Consider the following 20,265-nt stretch of genomic DNA (forward strand, 5'->3'; position numbering starts at 1 on the left):
TTCAAACACTCACAGAAGATGCTTGCAGCGATTTCAAAATCTTTAGGCACACCAAACAAAAACGGCGAGCCGAAGCTCGCCGTTTCGCTATTCCAAAAACCAATCTCTAGTAAGAGAAGAACTCGTTGACGCCGCGGCGCATGCGGAGACCCTTGATTAGGAAGGTCACCGCGCAGGTGAACACCAGCATGTCCCAATAGACCATGGGGTGGGCCCAGCCGGGCGAGTAGGTTGCATCCTGTCCGCTCCAGAGCAGGACGAAGACGCTGACCAGCAGGAACTGGAAGCCCATCACCAGAAACAGATGGCCGCGACGGCGGCGTTGATCCAGGTGCGCTACCTCAGCGGGGGTCAGGCTACGTTCTTCTACGGGGATGAGAGCTGCCATGGTGAGTCTCCTGCTAAATCTTGTCGCGCGGTTAGAGCGCTGCAAGCTCATTAAATCACAACCTGCCCTGTGAACCACAAAGGCCATTGCCGAATCGGTAACACCTCAACCAACGCTTGAGGTGGGGTTAACTCCCTTGGTTCACCCCTGCGAGCGTCGGCTGAAGGCTGCCTTGATCCGCTCGGCGCGGTTCTCCGTGGGCCCCACCGCAGCCTCCTGCAGCTCCGCCACGGACTGTATCCCTATGACTTCAAACCGTTTGCGGCAGCGAATATTCTTGCACCCGACCATATCGTCGCGCCGGACCATGTAGCTCTGGGCCTTGGCAAAGCGTGCGCGATCGCGCTCATCGGCTCCGCGAGGGACTTGCGGCTTCTTGCGCCGCACCAGCCACCCCAGTTGATATTCGCCCGCCTGGCCACAGTGCGGACAGGTCATGGTGTGCGTCCGCTGCTCAGGCTGTTCGTCAAAAAAATCGCGTTCTTCCATTTTCAGCACCTCCGGCGCGCTGCTCCGCGCCAGACCTCTTCGAGTTCTATGCTACCGCCGTGCGAGGCATCCCGAAGTATGCCACACTGACAGCCTATCCGCCTGACTGACCGCACTTTTGGAGTACGCTGGGAAACGCAGAGGGAGACAGCACCGTGGCCAAGACGAAGAAAAAGGTCTTTTCCGTAACGAAGGCCGTAAAAGCCAACGCCCGCGAACGTCTCGGCTCGCCTCCGCCGGAGCGCGTACTGCCCGACCCCAAAGCAAAAACCGCCGCTAAACCGAAGCACAAAGAGACTCTCGCCGACCTGTTGACCGGCGACAAGGATGCCTAACAATGCAGACTCTACGCTTTGCCACACTCGTTCTTCTTGCCGCCACGTTGCCATTCGCCACAAGGGCCCAGACTGCTGACAACCCGTCCGTTCAGATCAACAAGGACAATCGTACAATTGCGATCTCCGCCACGGATCACGCCGAGGCTGATCCGGACGTTGCCGATCTCCACGTCGGCTTTACGGTCTACGGCGCGACGCTGAAAGACGCGTACAAGGCTGCTTCCGATAGCTCCAACGGCATCACCAAGGCCATGCTTGACGCCGGAGCCACACGCTCCGAGATCCAGAGTCAGAGCCAGCGCGTCTCCCGCCTCACCGACTACGAGATCAAGACCCAGAAGGGGATGAAGTTCAGCGTCCAGCAGAGTTGGACCGTCAGTGTCGATCCGAAGGATGCCGCACTTATCCTCGATGCTGCCGTACAGGCTGGTGCCAACCAAAGCGGTGACATCAACTGGCGCATGAAGAACAACATCGCGCTGGACAGCGAAGCCATCCGCCTCGCCACCGAGCATGCCCGTGCGCTCGCAGCGGAGCTGGCTAAGGGCATGGGCGTCACGCTCGGCAAGCCCCTGTACGCAACCAACAGCATCAGCAATGGGTTCATCGCTCCTCGTGTTCGAAGCTTTGCCATGATGAGTGATAATGTCGAAGCCAAAACGGCTGCTCCACTCGCCATCGAAGCACAGCGCGTCCAGAGCACTGCCACCGTGCAGATCATCTATGCCATTGAGTAGTAGGAGATTCGGGATACGGCTGGCTGCCCAGGGCGACCTAAAGGCTCCGTGAAATTGTCCTCCGGTAAGCTATCTTTATGCCGTTGACTGGTGCACTCGTAATCTTTGAACTTCTTGTGATGGTACTTTCCATCTCACTGCATGACTGCGCGCAGGCGTGGATGGCCAACCGTCTCGGCGATCCGACGGCACGGATGATGGGCCGCATGACCATGAATCCTGCGAAGCACTTCGATCTCTTCGGCATGGCGATCTGGCCGCTGATTTATATCTTCCGCAGCCCGCTGATACTGGGCTGGGGCAAGCCCGTCCCCATGACTCCGCGCAACTTCCGCAACCCCTCACGCGATGAGATGATGGCCACCCTCGCAGGCCCGGCAGCACAACTGCTCGCGGCGGTCGTTGCCCTGGTCGTGCTGATCGTCCTGCGGCATGTCAACGCCGATGCGAACGCTTCGCTGCGAACCGCAGATGCATTGGGATTTCGTAACCTTGGAGTCTCGACGGAAGGCCTGCCGGCGATCTTTCCGCTGATCCTGTTTCTCTACTTCTGCATCCTGATGAACCTGCTGCTCTTCGTCTTCAACCTGGTTCCGCTGCCGTTTCTCGATGGCGGCAAGATCCTGATGCACTACCTGCCTTACAACGCCGCGCAGACGTACCAAAGCATTGGGCTCTACCTGATGTTCGCGTTCATGTTCCTCGGCTTCACGCTCATCATGATCGTCTTCGCACCGCTGATGGGCATCTTCCAGCAGTTGCTCTTCAGCCTGTAGCGGCTTTTGCTCTTGCTTTTCTTGTTGTCATTCCCGCAGGGAATCTGCTTCCGGCACGGCCTAGCCTTCCGCCGAAAACTTCGACCGCATGAACTGCACATAGTCCGCGTTCGACATCTCATCCCACGCGCGAATGAAGCCTCTCGCGTCATCGCCTACCAGATACCGAAGCCTGTCCGTGCCATCAGTTACGGCCTCAAAGATGACCTTCGCCACATCTCCCGAACAGATCGTCCGCGATGCCGTCATGCTGCCAAACGCCGCCTGCGTGCGCTCGACAAAGCCATCGTAGGCGGTTAGCGAATCGTCCTTCGCGCTGCTCTCCGCCGACCGCTCGGAGAAGTTCGTATTGTTCACGCCGCCATGAGGCTCAACCAGCTTGACGACGATGTTCTGCGACGCCAGTTCATACGCCAGCGCTTCGGAGAATCCCTCCAGCGCAAACTTGCTCGCGCAGTAGAGCGAGATCATCGGCAGTGCAAACAATCCTGCACCCGAACCGACATTCAGGACCAGGCCACCCTTGTTTCTTCTGAAGTGCGGCAGCAAGGCCCGCGTAACATCCATCACGCCGAAGACGTTGACGTCGAACTGCTCCTGGATATCCTCTCGTGAGAGCGCTTCAAACAGTCCGTACTGGCCGTACCCCGCATTGTTGATCAGGACATCGATCCTGCCAAAGCACTCGATGCCAGCAACGACAGCCCGCTCGATACTCGCGAGGTCTTTCACGTCGAGATGCACCACCAGGACATTGTTGTGCCCTGCAAATTCGCCGCCCGCCGCCGGGTTGCGCATAGTTGCGACGACGTTCCAGTCGTTCTCGGCAAACAGCTTCACCGTCGCCAGTCCAATACCTGACGACGTTCCAGTAATCAGCACCGTCTTCCTCATTTGTACGCTCTCCTGATCCGTTTCTATACAGAGATGGATGATCGAAAAGACGGCGCCGATGCATAACCGGTTTAGTCGTGCGAAGGCGGTGGTGGAGGTGCTGTAGACGATGAAACCGGCTTGCCGTCGATAGTATGAGACTCCATCAACTCGACGCGTGTTCCATCGGGATCGAAGATATTGACCTGATGTTTATGGTTGATGCCCGTAGCCACAGTCAACGGCTTGCCATACGTCTTAAAAGCAGGCCGCGCCTCGAGAGTCTCGACAGCCTTCGTCACATCCGGCACTTCGAGCGACAGATGATTCTTGCCGCCCCATGAGTCGGTCGGCAGCTTGCGGTAGAGCATGAACTCCACGTAGTCGTCACCATCGGGAACGCGCATATTGATCCAGCTCAACTCCGCTGGATTACCGCCTCCGCGCCACGTCTCCTTGAAGCCGAGGACCTTGCCGTAAAAATCCAGAGAACGCTGGCTGTTTCCAACGAGAAAACCAGCGTGATAGATCTTTGTAGAAATGCGGGTGTCCGGCAGGAACTTGCCCGCAGCCTTTTTCTCGAGCCCATCGGGAAGGCTCTGCACAAACTCCACCAGGGTGCCGTCCGGATCTTTGATCTCGAACGCATAGTCGCCCGTACGAGTCTTGCTGCCGTTGCCCGGCTTCACATTAAGCCCCTGCGACTTCAGATAGGTTCGCATCTGCTCCACGTCATCCACGGTGAAGCAGATGTGACTCATCATGTTGCGCGTATCGGAGGGAACCTCGTTAAAGAGCTCGATGTGCTGATGGTCGTTGATCTTGATGAACGCGATACGGGTCTCATCGCTGCCTGGCTTCTTCAGGTCGTATGCCTCATCGAAGCCGAGAAAGTCATGCCAGAAGGCGATACTCGCCTGCAGGTTGGAGACGAAGTAGCCGACATGCGAGATGCCCGTAATCCGGGGCCGTTGCGGAGCCGTGCTCTGTGCGTTCGCGCAGAGTGTAAGACTCAGCACACCAAGAAGAACGGCATAGCGAGACGGATTGAAAATCCGGCGAAGATTCATAGAATGAGTCCTTTCAACTTCCTGAGAGACTGTCTAACGCTGCCACCGAACTAGCCCCAAAGGGGCGGCGCCATCATAGCCCAGGGTGAAACCCTGGGTTAGAGACCCTACCTAGATGTGTAGCCCTGAAAGGGCGTCCCATCACGGCCGGCATAGATAGATCGCCCTTTCAGGGCTATACCTTTCGTATGGCATTGTTACCCAGGGTTTCACCCTGGGCTATGATGGCGTCGCCCCTACGGGGCTTAGATCTGTACCGCCTCTGTAGGGCATATGTTCATCTAACTGCGTGCATCGTGGTTTGGATAACCCTCTTAGGGTTGTGGCTGCAGAGAAGAGGCCGTGAAATCAGAACAGCAGGGCTTCTCATGCGGCTGGAAATCCATGAACTCAACACTTCATCACTTATTTCATTTTGAAACTCTGCTAGGCGAGATACTTCCGCAAATTTTGATAACTGATTGCAAGGCTTTCGAGCGGCGGCCCCGCCGTCTCATCCTGCTCGATAAATAGCAGTGCGCCGGTTTCACGAGCGATCTTCAGGATCGGAGGCCAGGCAATGGTGCCCGTTCCCACCTCGGTATAGAACGCCGATTCCTTGCTCATCGCAAAGTTTGTAGGTACGTTGGCCCGGCGATCCTTGAGGTGCAGCAGACGCACGCGGCGTTCGTTCTGCTTCAACAACGCGAGCGGATCGTTGCCGGACTGCGCAACCCAGTAGCAGTCCTCTTCCCAGAAGACGAGCTTTGGATCTGTGTGCTCCAGCAACAACTGCAAGCCGGTAGTGTCCGGCAGGCCGGAGCGTTTTATCGGCAGAAACTCGTAGTTGTGGTTGTGAAACGCGAACTTCATCCCCAGGCTCTTCGCCTTAGCACCAATCATGTTGTACCGCGCCGCAGCCTGTACAAAGCCATCGGCACTCCACATCGCCTTCGGCAGCATCGGGCAGACCATATACGACAGCCCAAGCGCCTTCGCGTAGTCGACACTCTCTTCGAGCTTGTCGTAGTCGAAGTGAGCGCTGGGGCAGGTAAGCCCCGCGTCTTCGATGATTCTCTTCAGCTCAGGGGCGGGATGGTTATACACCGTGGGGAACGCTTCGACCTGCGTAATGCCGATCTTGCGCACCGCAGCCAGGGTTCCCGGCAGGTCTTTCACCACTTCCTTGCGAAGCGTATAGAGCTGAGCACCGATGGGTGGAATCGTCTTTCCCCATACGGGGCGAACCGTTGCCAGCAACGCGGTCGCGGAGAGTGACTGGAGAAATACACGTCGATTACAGGAAGGGAGGAAGGACATAGTCTCGCGGAGCCTCTGCGGCACAAGAAGATCACTCCGCCGGTTCTGCTGTCAATCCGGTTGACTGACAAGAATGTCACACCCCAAATGTAGGATGATTGCCTTAGCGAGGACCATGGAATGAAACTCGGACTTTTCACCGCTGTGTACGGCAGCCTATCCACAGACGAGATGATTGAGAAGACTGCCACGCTCGGCATCGAAGCGCTCGAACTGGGCGCTGGAGGATTTCCAGGAAATCCTCACCTGCCCGTCGACGAGTTGCTGGCCGATCCCTCACGAGCGCAGGCCTTCGTCCGCCGCCTTGCCGATCACGGAATGAGTATCAGCGCTCTCTCCTGCCACGGCAATCCGCTGCACCCGGACCGCGACCTCGCCGAACGTGACGATGCCACCTTTCGCCGGACCGTGCTGCTCGCGGAACGGCTGGGCGTAAAGACAGTCGTCACCTTCTCAGGCTGTCCCGGCGATCGCGCCGGTTCCAAAGTACCCAACTGGGTGGTGACTGCGTGGCCTCCGGAGTTCTCCGAACTGCTCGCCTGGCAATGGGAAGAAGTCGCGATTCCCTACTGGCGCGAGGCAGCAGAGTTTGCTCGCACGCACGGCGTACGCGTCGCACTCGAAGCCCACCCCGGCTTCCTGGTCTACAACCCGGAGACGCTGCTCCGCCTGCGTTCCGCCGCAGGAGACAACCTCGGGATCAACTTCGATCCCAGCCACCTGTTCTGGCAGGGCGTCCACATTCCTACGGCAATCGCCGCACTGGGCGACTCCATCTTCCACGTTCACGCCAAAGACCTCGCCTTCCAGCAGCACACGCTCAACCGCAATGGCGTGCTCGACCCGAAGAGCTACCGCAACGTGGCAGAGCGCTCCTGGAACTTCCGCACCGTAGGCTTCGGCCACGGCGAGCAGGAGTGGCGCGAGATCCTCAGCGCCCTGCGCACCGTCCAGTACGACGGCGCGATCAGCATCGAGCATGAAGATCCTCTGCTGTCGGTCGATGAAGGAGTTCGGTTCGCCGTCGACCTGCTGAAGAAGATTCTTCCCCGCGAACCCGCCGCCGAGGCGTGGTGGGCCTAGAGCAGTCACATTCTCCCGCATCCCCCCTGCTCACAAAACGCTTCAAAGGAGCAACGATGTCACAGACCCAATGGACCGCCGTAGACCGCTACTTCACCGAGACGCTCGTGCCCTCGGATGCTGTGCTGGACGCCGCCTTGCAGTCCAACGCCGAGGTCGGGCTCCCAACCATCGACGTCGCACCGAACCAGGGCAAGTTCCTGCAGTTACTGGTGCAACTACGGGGCGCACGCAGAATCCTCGAGATCGGCACCCTCGGCGGCTACAGCAGCATCTGGATGGCCCGTGCGCTGCCTGCGGACGGCCGCCTGACGACGCTGGAGTTCAGCCCGAAACACGCCGAGGTGGCCCGCGCCAACATCGCACGCGCAGGATTGGCGAAGGTTGTCGAAATCCGCGTCGGCCCGGCGCTCGAAACCCTTGCAAAGATGGAGACGGAAGGAACCGAGCCCTTCGACCTGATCTTTATGGACGCCGACAAGCCCAATAATCCCAACTACCTGACCTGGGCCCTCAAGTTTTCACGCCCGGGAACGCTCCTCATCGGAGACAACATCGTGCGCGAGGGCGAGATCGCCGACGCGTCCAGCACCGACGAAAATGTGCAGGGACAGCGCCGTTTCCTCGAAATGATGGCGGCAGAACCCCGTCTTTCGGCGACTGCGTTGCAAACCGTAGGCAGCAAGGGCTATGACGGTTTTGCGATGGCTCTCGTCCTAGGGTAGCTAAGGGTAACTAAAAGCAACGAAATAGGCCTGCGTCCTTCCCGCCATGTATCCTTAACCTCGGAAACAATGAGCCCCTCTTCAACACGAACGATACCGCGCCCCCGCGTCCTCAGCGGCATGCGACCCACCGGCAGGCTGCACCTCGGCAACTACATGGGCGCCCTCTACAACTGGGTGCGCCTGCAGCACGAGTACGACTGCTACTTCTTCATCGCCGATCTCCACGCCCTGACCACGGACTACGCCGATCCCAGCCGCGTGCAGGACAACATCTTCGAGATCGCGCTGGACTTCCTCTCCGCCGGGCTCGACCCCGGCCGCTGTGTCGTCTTCCGCCAGAGCGATGTGCTGCAGCACGACCGCCTGAATACGCTCTTCGGCATGTTCACGCCGCTCGGCTGGCTTGAGCGCGTGCCCACCTACAAGGACCAGCAGCAGCAGCTTACGAGCAAGGACCTGAGCACCTACGGGTTCCTCGGATACCCACTGTTGCAGGCCGCCGACATTCTGCTCTACAAGCCGGACTTCGTACCCGTCGGCGCGGACCAGGTAGCGCACGTCGAGTTGACCCGCGAGGTCGCGCGCCGCTTCAACCAGCTCTACCCCGGCAACTTCTATCTCGCTCCCGACGCTGCGCCCTGGGAGATGCAGGCCATCCTCGAAAAGGCCCGCAAGCTCGCCGGAGAGCCGAAGAACTCGACCCGCACGGACTTCAGCCATCACCAGCTCTTTGAGGCCGCCGGTCAGACGAAGAAGATCGGCAGCTTTGGCCGTGGCGAGATTCTGCCCGAGCCCAAGGTGCTGCTGACGCCCTCGCCCAAGCTGCCCGGACTCGACGGCCGCAAGATGTCGAAGAGCTACGGCAACACGATCATGCTCGCCGAGCCCGAAGCCGATCTACGCGAAAAGCTGAAGACGATGGTCACCGACCCGGCTCGCGTTCGCCGTATCGATCCCGGCAATCCTGATGTCTGCCCGGTCTTCGATCTGCACAAGGTCTTCTCCAGCGAAACCGTACAGGCTGAAGCCGCCGAGGGCTGCCGCAAGGCCAGCATCGGCTGCATCGAGTGCAAGAGCTGGGTTGCGGACGCGATCGTCACCGCCATTGCGCCGATCCAGGCGCACCGCCGTGACCTTGAAAAGCGCCCCGGCGTCATCAAGGATGTGCTCGCCAACGGCAGCGCTCGCGCCGCCAAGCGCGCGCAGGAGACGCTGCACGAAGTGCAGCTCGCAATGGGGCTGGCCTAACAATGAGCGATGAGCTGAAGGACGAACAGAAGATCGACGCGAACGAAGAAACAGCCCCGGAGCAGGTTGCTCCGGAGACTGCTTCCGAGGAACGGAACGACACAGCGCCAGAAGCTGAAGCCGCTGTCGCGTCCAATGACAGCATCACGCCTTCAGAGCCCTTCGCGCTCGAGCACCCGCCAACACCGCCTCCGCCTGAGCCCAGAAAGCAGACTCAGAAAGAGAAAGACAGGGACAGGGAAGAGGCCTCGCAGTCCCCTTTCTCGATCACTGTCGGCCAGGTCTACGACGGCCCGCTCGATCTGCTGCTCGACCTCATCCGCAAGCAGAACATCGACATCTACGACATTCCCATCGCACGCATCACCGCCCAGTTTCTGGAATACACGCACCACCTGAAACAGACCGACGTCGATGCCGCGGGCGAGTTCATCTATGTAGCCTCGCTGCTGATCCACATCAAGTCGAAGACGCTGCTGCCGCGCGACCCTCTGGCCGTTGCCGCGGGCGTCGACGACGACCCGCGCCGCGAGCTCGTGGAGCGCCTGTTGGAGCACGAGCGCTTCAAGGCCGCCGCGCAGATGCTGATGCAGAAGCAGCAGATCGAAGAGGCCACCTGGTCCAAGCCCGGCCTGAAGGCCTTTCTCCACGACGAAGGCCTGGACTCCGTCGAAGGCGAACGCGAGATCGCCGCCGACACGGTAGACCTCGTGCGCGTGTTCCAGGACATCCTGCAGCGGCTGCGCGAACGTCCCGTGCACTCCATCAACGAGGACTCCGTCACCGTAGCGCAGATGATCGACTACGTGAAGCGTCGCCTGCTGATGGAAGACAAACCCGTAAGCCTGCGGCGCATGCTGCACAGCACGCACTCCGAACGCGCGCTGATCTGCACGTTCCTCGCGATGCTGGAGCTTGTGCGTCTACAGGCGATTGTCCTGCGCCAGGCCGAGCAGCTGGGCGATATCCTCGTCAAGAAGACCGATGCCTTCGAGCAGGTCTTCGCGGATCAGGCTGTAGTGAGAGACGACTGGAGCTAGCGGCTAGGCAGCCTGAAGCTCCTGGTGCTTTTCTGCCCACTCCCGTTCCCAGCGATCATTGCCAAAGCGGCCGGAGAGCATTCCCTCTACCGTAAAGCCATCGTCGAGCTTAGGAAAGATGACATACCAGCCGGCACCTGAGATATCTACTTCACTCAAGTCCTCATTCGTTGCGTTCGCCATCACCTGCGATCGCTCCTTCGGAAAGGAAACCGTGAAGCCCTTCTTCAGGGTGACGTGCATCAACCCAGTCGCAGCATCAAAGTGAGCAGCAACGGCATAAAGACCACTTTCCTTTATCTGTCGGGCGCGTGCTTCTGCAAGATCATGCGCTTCTTGTGTGACCATGCAACTCCTCCCATGCTTCACACAGAATAGCTCTATTTTCAGTAATAAATCGAGCCAATGCGGCCTCTTCAGCAACCGTTGTTCCTTCACTTCTTTGGAGAAGAACCGGACCACCGGCACAATTCAAAAGAAAGACGGCCTGGACGCCTCTGCCGCGCGCGTGAATATGTGCTGGTTCATGATCGTCCGTGAACACCATAATGTTGAAGCCGCGAAATCTCAGGATGGTCGGCACACGGCCAGTCTAACGGGCTGGCATCGCCAGCACCAACTCCATGAACACATCCGCACGCTCATACGCCGAAGGCACAACCCGCTCAATCGGAAGATGCCGGAACCCCAGCGACTCATACAGACGAATCGCCGGCGTCAGCGCATGATTCGTCTCCAGATAAAGCCTTTTCGCTCCCGCTATGCGTGCTGCCTTGATCGTGCTCTGCAATAGAAGCTTTCCAAGCCCGCTTCCCTGTGCGGAAGCAGTAACTGCCATCTTCGCCACTTCATATTCATCCGGCCCCATCGCCAGCAGGGCGCAGCAGCCTACGCACTCTCTGGCTCGCACGGCAAAGAAGATTCTGCCGCCGTGGTCGAGGATCGTTTCGCGTGGATTCGCAAACGCATACTCATCCTTGGCCTCCAGCTTGAAGTAGCGCACGATCCACTCCTCATTCAGTCGACGAAACGCCGACTCATCCCCCTCTCGAAACTCACGAACTTCAATGTCATTCATCGGCCTGCTCCTGCCAGTTCCAGTTCGGACACAGGAGCAGGCATAACGCGGCACAATACAGCCTCCGACTCTGCCAGCAACATACCGTCCGCATCGCCCACTCTCACCTCGGCCTTCGCGTCAAACAGGCGCTTCCGCTGCCCAACCACCCAGGCACGAACATGCAGCCGTGTGCCAATCGGAATCGGCCTGTGAAACCGCGTCTCGATACGCGCCGTGACCGATGGGATGTCCTGAAAGTACAGGCACCATCCAAACGCTTCATCCATCAGCGAAAACGTCACCCCTCCGTGCAGTATCCCGTTCCATCCACCGTGCTCCTTGCGTGCCACATAGACAGCCGTACTGCCCGCGTCGCCATCCGGCACGAACGGAACCCGCAGGCCTAGCGGGTTATCGGGGCCGCAGACAAAGCAGGTGGTGTCCTTCGTTCCAGAGATTGCCATGCCGTTACTCCTTCTTCTTCACGTTACGAAGAAGCATTTAGGATGTCCAATAGCTGAAACATGCTTATTCAGACAAAATCAATATGAATGATGAGATCGAGCTTCGCCATCTTCGTTACTTTCTCGCCGTAGCGGATACGCTGCACTTCACCAAGGCCGCTCAGCGGCTCGGGATCGCCCAGCCGCCGCTGAGTCAGCAGATTCGCAAGCTGGAAGGGCTGCTGGGACATCCGCTGTTTCTGCGCACAACGCGCGGTGTAAAGCTGACGCCCGCCGGCCAACTCCTCGCCGAACGCGCACGCGGCACGCTCGACAAAGTACGTGACGACCTGACGCAGGTGCGCCGCATCGGCCGAGGCGAAGAAGGAACGCTCACCGTTGGCTTCAGCGGCTCCGTAATGTTCACCCAGCTTCCGGCGGCCATACAGAGCTTCCGGCATCGCTATCCGAAGGTGGAGCTGCGCCTGCGCGAGTTCGTTACCTCCGCGCAGATCGCCGCACTGCTGGAGGGCACACTCGACCTCGCCTTGATGCGCGACGGCGATCCCACCCCAGGCCTCGAGATGACCACGCTGCTCAAGGAGCGCTATATCGCTGTGCTGCCGCAGTCGCATCCGTTGTCGCGCAAGCGCACACTACGCGTGAAGGATCTTGCCGCAGAACCCTTCGTGCTGTTCGCCCGCCAGATGGGCTCTCTCGCCTTCGATCGCACGATCGCCTGCTGCGAGCGCAGCGGCTTCCGGCCTAACATCGTTCAGGACGCGCCCCAATGGCCAACAGTCGTCCGCCTCGTCGCTGCAGGGCTTGGAGTCTCGCTCGCACCCGCGTGCCTCACGAACCTGGAGATGCCCGGCGCAGTCTATCGCGAAGTACAGACGCCGGACCGAACCACCATCGACTCTGGTGTCCGGTCCAGCGTTCCATCCACTCTCGCCAATAATTTTCTTGAGCTGGCCCGTCGCTATCTCGCGAAGTCGAACAGTCTTACTCGACCGAACCCACCCAGGAGCTAAACGGCGGCAGCGTAACATTCGTCAATGCCGACAACCCTTTGAGCGATGATTCGTCTGTCAGGATTGTCTTTACACGCTTGCCCTTCAATCCTGCTTCCGCAAGATCGAGCGAGAGAGTCTGCGGCTGCGCCGACATGTTCAGCATGACGACCACCGCCTTTGCGCCTGCTGGAGCCGTGCGCACATAGGACAACACATTCGAATTCGTCCTGTCGAGCATCACCATGCCGCCCTCGTGAAGGGCCGGCAGATCGCGCCGCAGATGGATCAACTCCTTGTGCCAGTTCAACAGCGAGTTTGGATCGCCGCTCTCGGCCTGTACATTGACCGTCTTATAGTTCGAAGCCACAGGCAGCCATGTGCTGGAAGCCGTGCTGAAGCCAGCGTCGGTTGCACCGTCCCACTGCATGGGCGTGCGCTCGCCATCACGGCCCTTCTCCTTCGGCCAGCCGGTAATGCCGATGGGATCCTTCACATCTTCAACGCGTGTCGGCACAGAGGTGACCATGCCCAGTTCTTCGCCGTAGTACATCAACGCCGTCGAGTGCGTAGTGAACAGCATCGCCGCGATCAGCTTGGCGATCTGTTCGTTGTGAACGCCATCGCCATAGCGCTCCCAGCTGCGCCCGTTATCGTGGTTGTCGAAGACCAGCAGCGGCTGCGAGCCGTGCACCTGCGTCTCGACCTCTTCAATCCGTTTGCGGAAGTTGGAAGCGCTCAGTCTGTTGGAAAAGCCGACGATCATATCCATCGGCAACTGCAACTCATCCTTGGCCGTGCCACCGTACCACTTATCCAGCTCAGCCGTGTTCGGGAGATAGGTCTCCCCAATCAGCACGCGGTTGCCGGGATACTTCGCCACCATTGCGCGCATGCGGCGAATCGTGTCATGCACCTCCGGCAGGTTGTTGGTATAGGTGTCTGCCAGGTTAGGATCGCCCTGCGCGTTGATACCGCCCGTCTCCGGGTTGTTATGCAACTTCGGATCTTCAAACAAGTCCGTAATGGCATCCAGCCGAAAGCCAGCAACCCCGCGATCCAGCCAGAACTGCATTGAGCCGAACATCGCCTTCTCCACCTCGGGATTGCGCCAGTTCAGATCGGGCTGCTGTTTGTAGAACTGGTGATAGTAGAACTGCTTGACGGTCGGGTTCCACTCCCACGCGGAACCTCCAAATCCCGAAATCCAGTTATTCGGCGGCACCACGCTGCCGTGCGGCCCCTGGTGCGCATTCTTGCCTGTGCCCGGTACGCCGTCGTTCCACACGTACCAGTCATGCTTCGGATTGGTGCGCGAACTCGCCGATTCGATAAACCACCGGTGCTTGTCCGAGGTGTGGTTCAACACCATATCGAGCATGATGCGAATATTGCGCTTCTTCGCCTCGGCCATCAGGCGATCGAAGTCAGCCAACGAGCCATACTTCGGATCGACATTCTCGTAGTCGGAGATGTCGTAACCGAAGTCCACCTGCGGCGAAGGGTACATCGGCGAGATCCAGATTGCGTCGATACCAAGCTTTTGGAGATAGTCCAGCCGCTGCGTGATACCGTTCAGATCCCCGATGCCATCGCCGTTGGAGTCCTGAAACGAACGCGGATAGATTTCATAGACGACCGCATGCTTCCACCAGGTTTGATCGCTGGAGGGTGTAGCAGCAGCGCGCAAAGCGCTGGGGTCGGCTGTAGAGGTCTGGGCTGAAATCGCGCCGCAAAGCAGCGCTTGAATCACGAGGAGGGGGAGAAGATTTCGTGTTTGCATGCAGGATCCCTAGGTAGAACGAACTCTGCGGAACCATACCATGCGCAAGAAACAGTTACCAGACCCTGCCTGCCGCTGAAGGTGCGATCTATCAGCGTCGCCGCGATAGATCGCACCTTCGTCCTTAGCACCTATCCCGCTTCATAGGGGCGGTTCCGTTACTTCGCCGCCGACTCGATCTCCTGCATCTCGTCATCCGACAGCGAAATCTCAGCGGCCTTCAGATTCTCCTCAAGGTGCTTGACCGACGAGGTACCGGGGATCGGCAGCATCACCGGGCTCCGGTGCAGCAGCCATGCCAGCGAGAGCTGCGACACGGTCGCTCCATGGCGCTTCGACACCTCATCCAGCTTGCCGCCCGGCTGGGCCAGCTTGCCGGCCGCCACGGGGAACCACGGAATGAAGGCCAGGCCCTCTTTCTCGCAGTACTCCAGCACATCCTCATGCTGCCGGTCGCCGACGTTGTACATGTTCTGCACGCTGACGATCTCGACCACCTTGCGAGCCTGATCGATCTCCTTCGGCTTCACTTCGCTCAGACCGATGTGCCGGATCTTGCCCGCCTTCTGCAGCTTGGCCACCGCTTCCAGGGACTCCTCCACCGGGACCTTCGCATCGATGCGGTGCAACTGCCACAGATCGATCACGTCGGTCTTCAGCAGGCGCAGACTCATTTCTACCTGCTGGGTCAGGTACTCAGGACGGCCTACCGGCAGCCACTGGTCCGGTCCCTGCCGGGTCAAGCCGGCCTTGGTCGCAAGCACCAGCCCCTTCGCATAGGGAGAGAGTGCCTCGCCGATCAGGCGTTCGCTCACATCCGGCCCGTAGCTGTCGGCCGTATCGATAAAGTTCACGCCCAACTCCACGGCACGCTTCAGAACGCGCTTGGCTTCTTCGGCGTCTGCGGGCTCGCCCCAGATTCCCTTGCCGGTCAGCCGCATCGCTCCGTAGCCAAGGCGGTTCACTTCCAGGTCGCCGCCGATCTTGAATGTCTTCTGTATTGTGCTCATTGTTTTCTCCAGGATGCTGCTCTGTTGCCAACTTCAGATGCTTGAGAGGCGTCACTCGATGCCAGCCTTTCCCCTCCGGCCACCGATTAACGGCCTGTTCACGGATACGAATGCGTTACTCTGAACCCATCAAGACTGCATCTCCCCTTCTCCAGGAGCTCCATTTGCGCACACCCGCCCCTTGCGTCCCGGCCATCCTCTTCCTGCTTGCGATACTCTTTTCCCCGTCCCTTCATGCTGAAGCCAAACCCTGGCCGATTCGGGCGGTCGTCATCGCGACCTTTGAGGTCGGTAAGGACACCGGCGATTTCCCCGGAGAGTTCCAGTTCTGGGTCGAGCGCGAACACCTGACGGAGATTATCGACTTCCCCGGCGGCGTGCACCCGCTACGCACCAACCCCGAGCACACGATCCTCGGCATGGTCAGCGGAACGACGCTGGTGAACGCTACCGCCTCCATGATGGCGCTCGGCCTCGACCCGCGCTTCGACCTCAGCCACGCCTATCTCCTGATCAACGGCATCGCGGGCGTCGATCCCCATAGCGCTTCGATCGGCTCCGCCGCCTGGGCCAACTACGTCGTCAACGACGTGGCCCGCGCGATCGATCCCCGCGAGGCCCCCGCCACCTGGCCCTATGGCATCTTCCCCAACGGAGCCTCTGCCCCCAAACCCGCCACCCTGCCCAAGGCCGACTGGATGCGATCGAACCTCTATCCGCTGAACCCGAAGCTCGCCGCCTGGGCCTTTGCGCAGACCAAAGACCTCAAGCTGGGCGACGACCCCACCGTAGCCGAGTTCCGCAAGGGCTTCACCGGATATCCCAACGCCCAGCGCCCGCCCTTCGTCCTCATGGGCGACACCTTCGCCTCCGACTACTACTGGCACGGCAAGATCATGACCCAGTACGCCGAGGATTGGGTGAAGCTCTACACTGAGGGCAAGGGAACCTTTGTGATGACCGAGATGGAAGACGCAGGCTTCATGAACGCCATCGAACGCCTCGACAAGATGCACCGCGTCGATTCGAACCGCGTGCTGGTGCTGCGTACCGGCAGTAACTACTCCATGCAGCAGCCTGGCCACGATGCAGTCGAGTCGGTCACAGCGCCTTACATCGGCACCAGGCTCGCACTGGAATCCGCCTGGCTCTGCGGCAGCACCGTGCTGCACAACCTCCTCACGCACTGGGACACAACCTACAGCCAGATTCCGGGGAACTGAATCCTGTAGTCTGTACTTCTACATGGCTCTCTCAGCAGCAGGAGATGCCGTCGTGCCGGCCAAACAGCCACGCACGTTGCTGTTATTCGATCCAGCAGCTCAGCCCCAAAGCTGGAACGAACGCATGGCCGACGGCGAATTTGCAGTGCTCTACGCAGGCGCCATCGTTCAACCAATCACATCGCAAGACGACATATCTGCCGGCCACTCCTTCTGCACGGTCTTCTCTTCCCTGCCCGCAGCCGAAGTGCATGCTACGCAGCAGGTGGCGCTCCATCCCACGCTGCGTTGCCGCATCTATGACCGGTACGGGTTAGGACAGCAACCTGTGCGAGAGGTTGCCGGAGGCCAGCACAAAGGCGAGAGCGAGATTACACCGCGCTTCCGCCGCTGGGTGGGTTCCGTGCTCTTCTTCGGCGGCCTGGGGCTAACACTCTTCGATTGGCACGCGGACTTCCGCTTCGGTTGGCCGTCGATGCTCGGCACCCGCATGCTTCCCACCGGACTCGTCCTGCTCTTCATCGAGCTGGCCATCCTCCTCAACGCCGCGCAAAAGCGTCGCAAACAGACCAGCCCGTGACCGCTCCGGACCTCGTGTCTCAGCTTCTGCTGCCCGTCCTGCAGGTGGCAGCCATTCTCTGTGTGACGAGCCTCTGCGGCTACGCCCTGCAACGGCTGCGCCAGCCGCGCGTCGTGGGAGAGATCGCCGGAGGCCTGCTACTTGGCCCCCTCGCCTTCGGCCACCTGTTTCCCGCGACCTTCGCAGCTCTCTTTCCAGCGACTCACTTGCAGGCCCTGGAGACTGTCAGCAACATCGGCCTCGTGCTCTTTCTTTTCCTGAGTGGAGCGGAGTTGGACCTCGCCACCATTCGCGGAAACCGCAGATCGACGCTGGCCATCCTCCTGGGGAACGTCGGTCTTCCCTTTGCGCTGGGAGCGGCGGTCTCTCCGATGCTTCGCGCACGCTTCGGAAGACCCCATGTCTCGCCGCTCGGCTTTCTGCTCTTCACCGGCATTGCGATGAGCATTACAGCGCTGCCGGTGCTCGCGCGCATTATCGAAGAGCGCAAGTCTACCCGCCTCCGCATCGATCCCTCCACGGCCACCACCGCGCTGATCTGTGCCGCAACCAACGACCTGCTGGCGTGGTCGCTGCTCGCCCTGGCTCTCAACCTGACGCACAGCCAGCAACCGGACCACAACCTTGCAGCCACGGGACTTCGGCTGCTTGCCTTGCTGGCCTATCTCGCGGTCATGCTACTTCTGGTGCGACCGCTCGCGAAGCGGCTGCTGGTCAGGAGCTCCAGCCCGCGCATAGCGTTCTGGCTACCCGGAGCCGTGGCCTTCGCCTTCCTCAGCGCCCGCATTACGGAGGCTCTCGGAGTGCATGCCTTCTTCGGCGCGTTTCTCGCCGGCATCTGCATCCCCCTCACCTCCAGCGATGCCGCACCACTGGAGCAGGCCTTCCGAAAGACATTCCGGCCCATCACCTGGATAGCCCTCCCGGTCTTCTTTGCCATGACCGGTCTGCGCATGCAGCCGGGAACGTTCTCTCTCGGCAGCATGGAGTGGTTCGCGCTAATTCTGGTGCTCGCCGTCACCGGCAAGATCGGAGGAGCGATCTTCGCCGCCCGGGCCACGGGCATGCAGTGGAAGATGTCCACGCAGATCGGCATCCTGCTGAACACCCGTGGCCTCGTCGAGCTGATCGTGCTGAACGTCGGCTACAAGGAGGGGGTTCTCACCCCGCTCCTCTTCACCCTCTTCGTCCTCATGGCCCTCGTGACGACGGCCATGACCGTTCCGCTGCTGGATCTCTCCGAGCGCTGGGGTGGGAATGACCGGCCGCTGGAGGCGTTCGACGATGCGCTACACCACAGCAGGCGATCCAAACCATCTCGTTAGCGCATCAGCAAGACCCACCAGGGTTCCCTCCCCCACCCAGCCCACATATCCGTCAGGCCGAACCAAAACGGCAGCTGGAGCCGTGACCACCCCGATTGCCGGAAGCTCCCATGCACCCACGTATTTGGCATCGACCATCTGAACGCGATCCGTCCAGAGAGTGAGGTCGAAGCCACCTGGCTCACCGAGGTTGAGCAACACCGGTCGAGCCTTATGCAGCAGGGTGAAGACCCTCCGTGGGCCGTCGGCTGTCACCAGGTCGAGATCGGGCATGCGGCGTCCGAGCAGCGGGTGCCCCTCGCCGAGGTCGTAACGAACGCCCAAGCCGGACATCTCCGCGACGACTCGTCTGCGCGACTCCTCCGTCCCGAGGAGTTCGGAGACGATGGTACCCAGGGCCTTGGTGCGATCGTCCGAACACCGCAGCGCGCTCTGCGCCATCGTGTTGAGTAATACGCGGGCAGCAACCGGATGGCGCTCTGCGTAATAGGTATCCAGAAGCTCTTCCGGCGATGTCCGCTTAACCACCTGGGCCAGTTTCCATCCCAGATTCACCGCATCCTGCACGCCGATGTTGAGGCCCTGTCCTCCCATCGGAGGATGCACATGCGCGGCGTCACCCGCCAGAAGCACCCTCCGGTCGCGATAGGCCGCCGCCTGCCGTGTCATGTCGGTGAACCGGGAGACCGAGACAGGACTGTGAATCCCATAGTCGGTTCCGTAGACGGCGATGAGAGCCTCGCTGACATCGCGCAGGGTGGGTTCGTTGTCGAGCCGCAACTGCGGTTCGACCAGCACGACCCGGACCGTCCCGCCCTCGCCTTTGCCGATCGCATGGGTGCCGACCGCATCCTCGTGAAATCCCCACTTTGGCTCCGCAGCCATCCTGGCTTCGGCGAGCAGCCAGCTCGTCGTCGGGTCCCACCCGGGGAACTCGATACCGGCTGCCTTGCGAATCAGGCTGCGACCACCATCGCACCCAACGAGATACTCCGCTCGAAGCGACCGACCGTCGGAGAGCGCGACATCGACGCCGGTATCGTCCTGCGCGAAGCCCGTCACCTCACGTTCGCGATAGATCGGCACCGCCAGCTCACCGACCCACTCGGCCAGGAGGCGCTCGGTATGGTTCTGCCACAGCCCAAGGACGTAGTTGTGCCGGGCAGGAAAGTCGGTGATGTCCAGGGACACGTGAAAGCGCACACAGGGATGTTTCTGTCCCTGCGAGACGAATCGATCGGCGATTCCGCGCTGGTCGAGGACCTCGAGGGTGCGCGCATGCAGGCCTGCCGCCCGCGAGCCAACGAGATCCTGGCTGGCGCGCCGCTCGACAATGGCGACATCCACCCCGGCCAACGCCAATTCGCCCGCCAGCATCAGCCCCGTCGGACCGCCCCCGGCGATCACCACTGCATGTTTATCCTTCGTCAAAAACGCATTCATGTCGTTCCTCCCATTCCAGAAGGTTCCGACTCTACGTCATGATCCGGGGCTTGCCGCAAGCCCCCCGGTGGGCTATATCTTAAGAATGGGGAGAGAAATTACTCTCACTCTCCTCTTGCGCAGCCGCGGACAGCATTTTTATCCCCCTCCACAGAATCGTCATCCTGAGCGTAGCGTCCCGGCTTTTGGGGACGCGAAGTCGAAGGACCCCGAGGGTTTGCAGCCCTGCCCATACCCTTCGCACCTTTTCTACCTCCAACGCTCGAGCCCGGACCTTCGTGCTGGAAAAGGTCCCAACCTCCTGGGCAAGATCAAG

23 protein-coding genes are annotated in these 20,265 nt (G+C 60.2%); 11 read left to right on the forward strand and 12 right to left on the reverse strand.

The window, feature by feature from the left end; all coding sequences use genetic code 11:
* Positions 1-106: 106 nt before the first annotated feature.
* Both ACIX8_RS22360 and ACIX8_RS22365 read right to left on the reverse strand, forming a co-directional pair.
* Positions 107-388, reverse strand: coding sequence for a hypothetical protein (locus tag ACIX8_RS22360; RefSeq protein WP_014267671.1), 282 nt, complete (start codon positions 386-388; stop codon positions 107-109).
* Positions 389-529: 141 nt separating this feature from the next.
* Positions 530-877 (reverse strand): hypothetical protein, encoded by a 348-nt coding sequence (locus tag ACIX8_RS22365; protein WP_014267672.1) that lies wholly within the window; start codon positions 875-877, stop codon positions 530-532.
* Between the two features lie 155 nt (positions 878-1,032).
* Here ACIX8_RS22365 and ACIX8_RS22370 point away from each other — a divergent pair, with 155 nt between their 5' ends.
* From ACIX8_RS22370 to ACIX8_RS22380, 3 genes are all read left to right on the forward strand, one after another.
* The gene (locus ACIX8_RS22370; protein WP_014267673.1) at positions 1,033-1,212 is read left to right on the forward strand and encodes a hypothetical protein; all 180 of its coding nucleotides are present in this window, start codon (positions 1,033-1,035) and stop codon (positions 1,210-1,212) included.
* Positions 1,213-1,214: 2 nt separating this feature from the next.
* Positions 1,215-1,952, forward strand: a complete 738-nt coding sequence (locus ACIX8_RS22375) for an SIMPL domain-containing protein (protein ID WP_014267674.1) — start codon at positions 1,215-1,217, stop codon at positions 1,950-1,952.
* Positions 1,953-2,029: 77 nt separating this feature from the next.
* Positions 2,030-2,728, forward strand: a complete 699-nt coding sequence (locus ACIX8_RS22380) for a site-2 protease family protein (protein ID WP_014267675.1) — start codon at positions 2,030-2,032, stop codon at positions 2,726-2,728.
* A 60-nt stretch (positions 2,729-2,788) separates the two neighbouring features.
* Here ACIX8_RS22380 and ACIX8_RS22385 read toward each other — a convergent pair whose 3' ends face one another.
* From ACIX8_RS22385 to ACIX8_RS22395, 3 genes are all read right to left on the reverse strand, one after another.
* On the reverse strand, positions 2,789-3,622 hold the full coding sequence (locus ACIX8_RS22385; protein WP_014267676.1) for an SDR family oxidoreductase: 834 nt from the start codon (positions 3,620-3,622) through the stop codon (positions 2,789-2,791).
* A gap of 71 nt (positions 3,623-3,693) precedes the next feature.
* A complete protein-coding gene (locus ACIX8_RS22390) occupies positions 3,694-4,671 on the reverse strand; it encodes a VOC family protein (protein ID WP_014267677.1) in 978 nt (325 codons plus the stop codon).
* A gap of 426 nt (positions 4,672-5,097) precedes the next feature.
* Positions 5,098-5,970 (reverse strand): sugar phosphate isomerase/epimerase family protein, encoded by an 873-nt coding sequence (locus tag ACIX8_RS22395; RefSeq protein WP_044177318.1) that lies wholly within the window; start codon positions 5,968-5,970, stop codon positions 5,098-5,100.
* 120 nt (positions 5,971-6,090) lie between these two features.
* Between ACIX8_RS22395 and ACIX8_RS22400 the strand changes: the two genes are divergently transcribed.
* From ACIX8_RS22400 to ACIX8_RS22415, 4 genes are all read left to right on the forward strand, one after another.
* Complete coding sequence (locus tag ACIX8_RS22400; RefSeq protein WP_014267679.1) at positions 6,091-7,053, forward strand: sugar phosphate isomerase/epimerase family protein; 963 nt, start codon at positions 6,091-6,093, stop codon at positions 7,051-7,053.
* A gap of 56 nt (positions 7,054-7,109) precedes the next feature.
* Entirely contained in the window at positions 7,110-7,778 is a 669-nt protein-coding gene (locus tag ACIX8_RS22405; protein WP_014267680.1) for an O-methyltransferase, read from the forward strand.
* 69 nt (positions 7,779-7,847) lie between these two features.
* A complete protein-coding gene (trpS, locus tag ACIX8_RS22410) occupies positions 7,848-9,029 on the forward strand; it encodes a tryptophan--tRNA ligase (protein WP_014267681.1) in 1,182 nt (393 codons plus the stop codon).
* Between the two features lie 2 nt (positions 9,030-9,031).
* Positions 9,032-10,069, forward strand: coding sequence for a segregation and condensation protein A (locus tag ACIX8_RS22415; protein ID WP_014267682.1), 1,038 nt, complete (start codon positions 9,032-9,034; stop codon positions 10,067-10,069).
* A 3-nt stretch (positions 10,070-10,072) separates the two neighbouring features.
* Here the strand turns inward: ACIX8_RS22415 and ACIX8_RS22420 are convergent, their stop codons facing one another.
* The 4 genes from ACIX8_RS22420 to ACIX8_RS22430 are packed head-to-tail and all read right to left on the reverse strand — an operon-like array spanning position 10,073 to position 11,593.
* Positions 10,073-10,417 carry a DUF2442 domain-containing protein gene (locus tag ACIX8_RS22420; RefSeq protein ID WP_014267683.1) on the reverse strand — a complete coding sequence of 115 codons (345 nt, stop codon included), beginning with the start codon at positions 10,415-10,417 and terminating at the stop codon, positions 10,073-10,075.
* Complete coding sequence (locus ACIX8_RS26660) at positions 10,395-10,616, reverse strand: DUF4160 domain-containing protein (protein ID WP_083836747.1); 222 nt, start codon at positions 10,614-10,616, stop codon at positions 10,395-10,397. Before ACIX8_RS26660 ends, ACIX8_RS22420 begins: the two co-directional genes overlap by 23 nt.
* A gap of 45 nt (positions 10,617-10,661) precedes the next feature.
* Positions 10,662-11,147 (reverse strand): GNAT family N-acetyltransferase, encoded by a 486-nt coding sequence (locus ACIX8_RS22425; RefSeq protein ID WP_014267685.1) that lies wholly within the window; start codon positions 11,145-11,147, stop codon positions 10,662-10,664.
* Entirely contained in the window at positions 11,144-11,593 is a 450-nt protein-coding gene (locus ACIX8_RS22430) for a PaaI family thioesterase (protein ID WP_014267686.1), read from the reverse strand. The genes ACIX8_RS22425 and ACIX8_RS22430 overlap by 4 nt, the downstream gene beginning before the upstream one ends.
* An 83-nt stretch (positions 11,594-11,676) precedes the next feature.
* On the opposite strand from ACIX8_RS22430, the gene ACIX8_RS22435 reads away from it, so the two are divergent.
* On the forward strand, positions 11,677-12,606 hold the full coding sequence (locus ACIX8_RS22435) for a LysR substrate-binding domain-containing protein (RefSeq protein ID WP_014267687.1): 930 nt from the start codon (positions 11,677-11,679) through the stop codon (positions 12,604-12,606).
* On the opposite strand, the gene ACIX8_RS22440 is transcribed toward ACIX8_RS22435, so the two are convergent.
* Positions 12,578-14,368: a glycoside hydrolase family 13 protein gene (locus ACIX8_RS22440; protein ID WP_014267688.1), complete on the reverse strand. Its 1,791-nt coding sequence runs from the start codon at positions 14,366-14,368 to the stop codon at positions 12,578-12,580. The two genes, ACIX8_RS22435 and ACIX8_RS22440, sit on opposite strands and share 29 nt — an antisense overlap.
* Before the next feature lie 158 nt (positions 14,369-14,526).
* Positions 14,527-15,378 (reverse strand): aldo/keto reductase, encoded by an 852-nt coding sequence (locus ACIX8_RS22445; RefSeq protein ID WP_014267689.1) that lies wholly within the window; start codon positions 15,376-15,378, stop codon positions 14,527-14,529.
* Between the two features lie 164 nt (positions 15,379-15,542).
* On the opposite strand from ACIX8_RS22445, the gene ACIX8_RS22450 reads away from it, so the two are divergent.
* The 3 genes from ACIX8_RS22450 to ACIX8_RS22460 are packed head-to-tail and all read left to right on the forward strand — an operon-like array spanning position 15,543 to position 18,506.
* Entirely contained in the window at positions 15,543-16,601 is a 1,059-nt protein-coding gene (locus ACIX8_RS22450) for a purine nucleoside permease (protein WP_223295418.1), read from the forward strand.
* 22 nt (positions 16,602-16,623) lie between these two features.
* On the forward strand, positions 16,624-17,181 hold the full coding sequence (locus ACIX8_RS22455) for a hypothetical protein (protein ID WP_223295419.1): 558 nt from the start codon (positions 16,624-16,626) through the stop codon (positions 17,179-17,181).
* Positions 17,178-18,506, forward strand: a complete 1,329-nt coding sequence (locus ACIX8_RS22460) for a cation:proton antiporter (protein WP_014267692.1) — start codon at positions 17,178-17,180, stop codon at positions 18,504-18,506. Before ACIX8_RS22455 ends, ACIX8_RS22460 begins: the two co-directional genes overlap by 4 nt.
* On the opposite strand, the gene ACIX8_RS22465 is transcribed toward ACIX8_RS22460, so the two are convergent.
* Positions 18,471-19,949, reverse strand: coding sequence for an FAD-dependent monooxygenase (locus ACIX8_RS22465; protein ID WP_014267693.1), 1,479 nt, complete (start codon positions 19,947-19,949; stop codon positions 18,471-18,473). The genes ACIX8_RS22460 and ACIX8_RS22465 overlap by 36 nt on opposite strands.
* Positions 19,950-20,265: the final 316 nt, after the last annotated feature.

The organism is Granulicella mallensis MP5ACTX8, from assembly GCF_000178955.2.
GTDB lineage: Bacteria > Acidobacteriota > Terriglobia > Terriglobales > Acidobacteriaceae > Granulicella > Granulicella mallensis.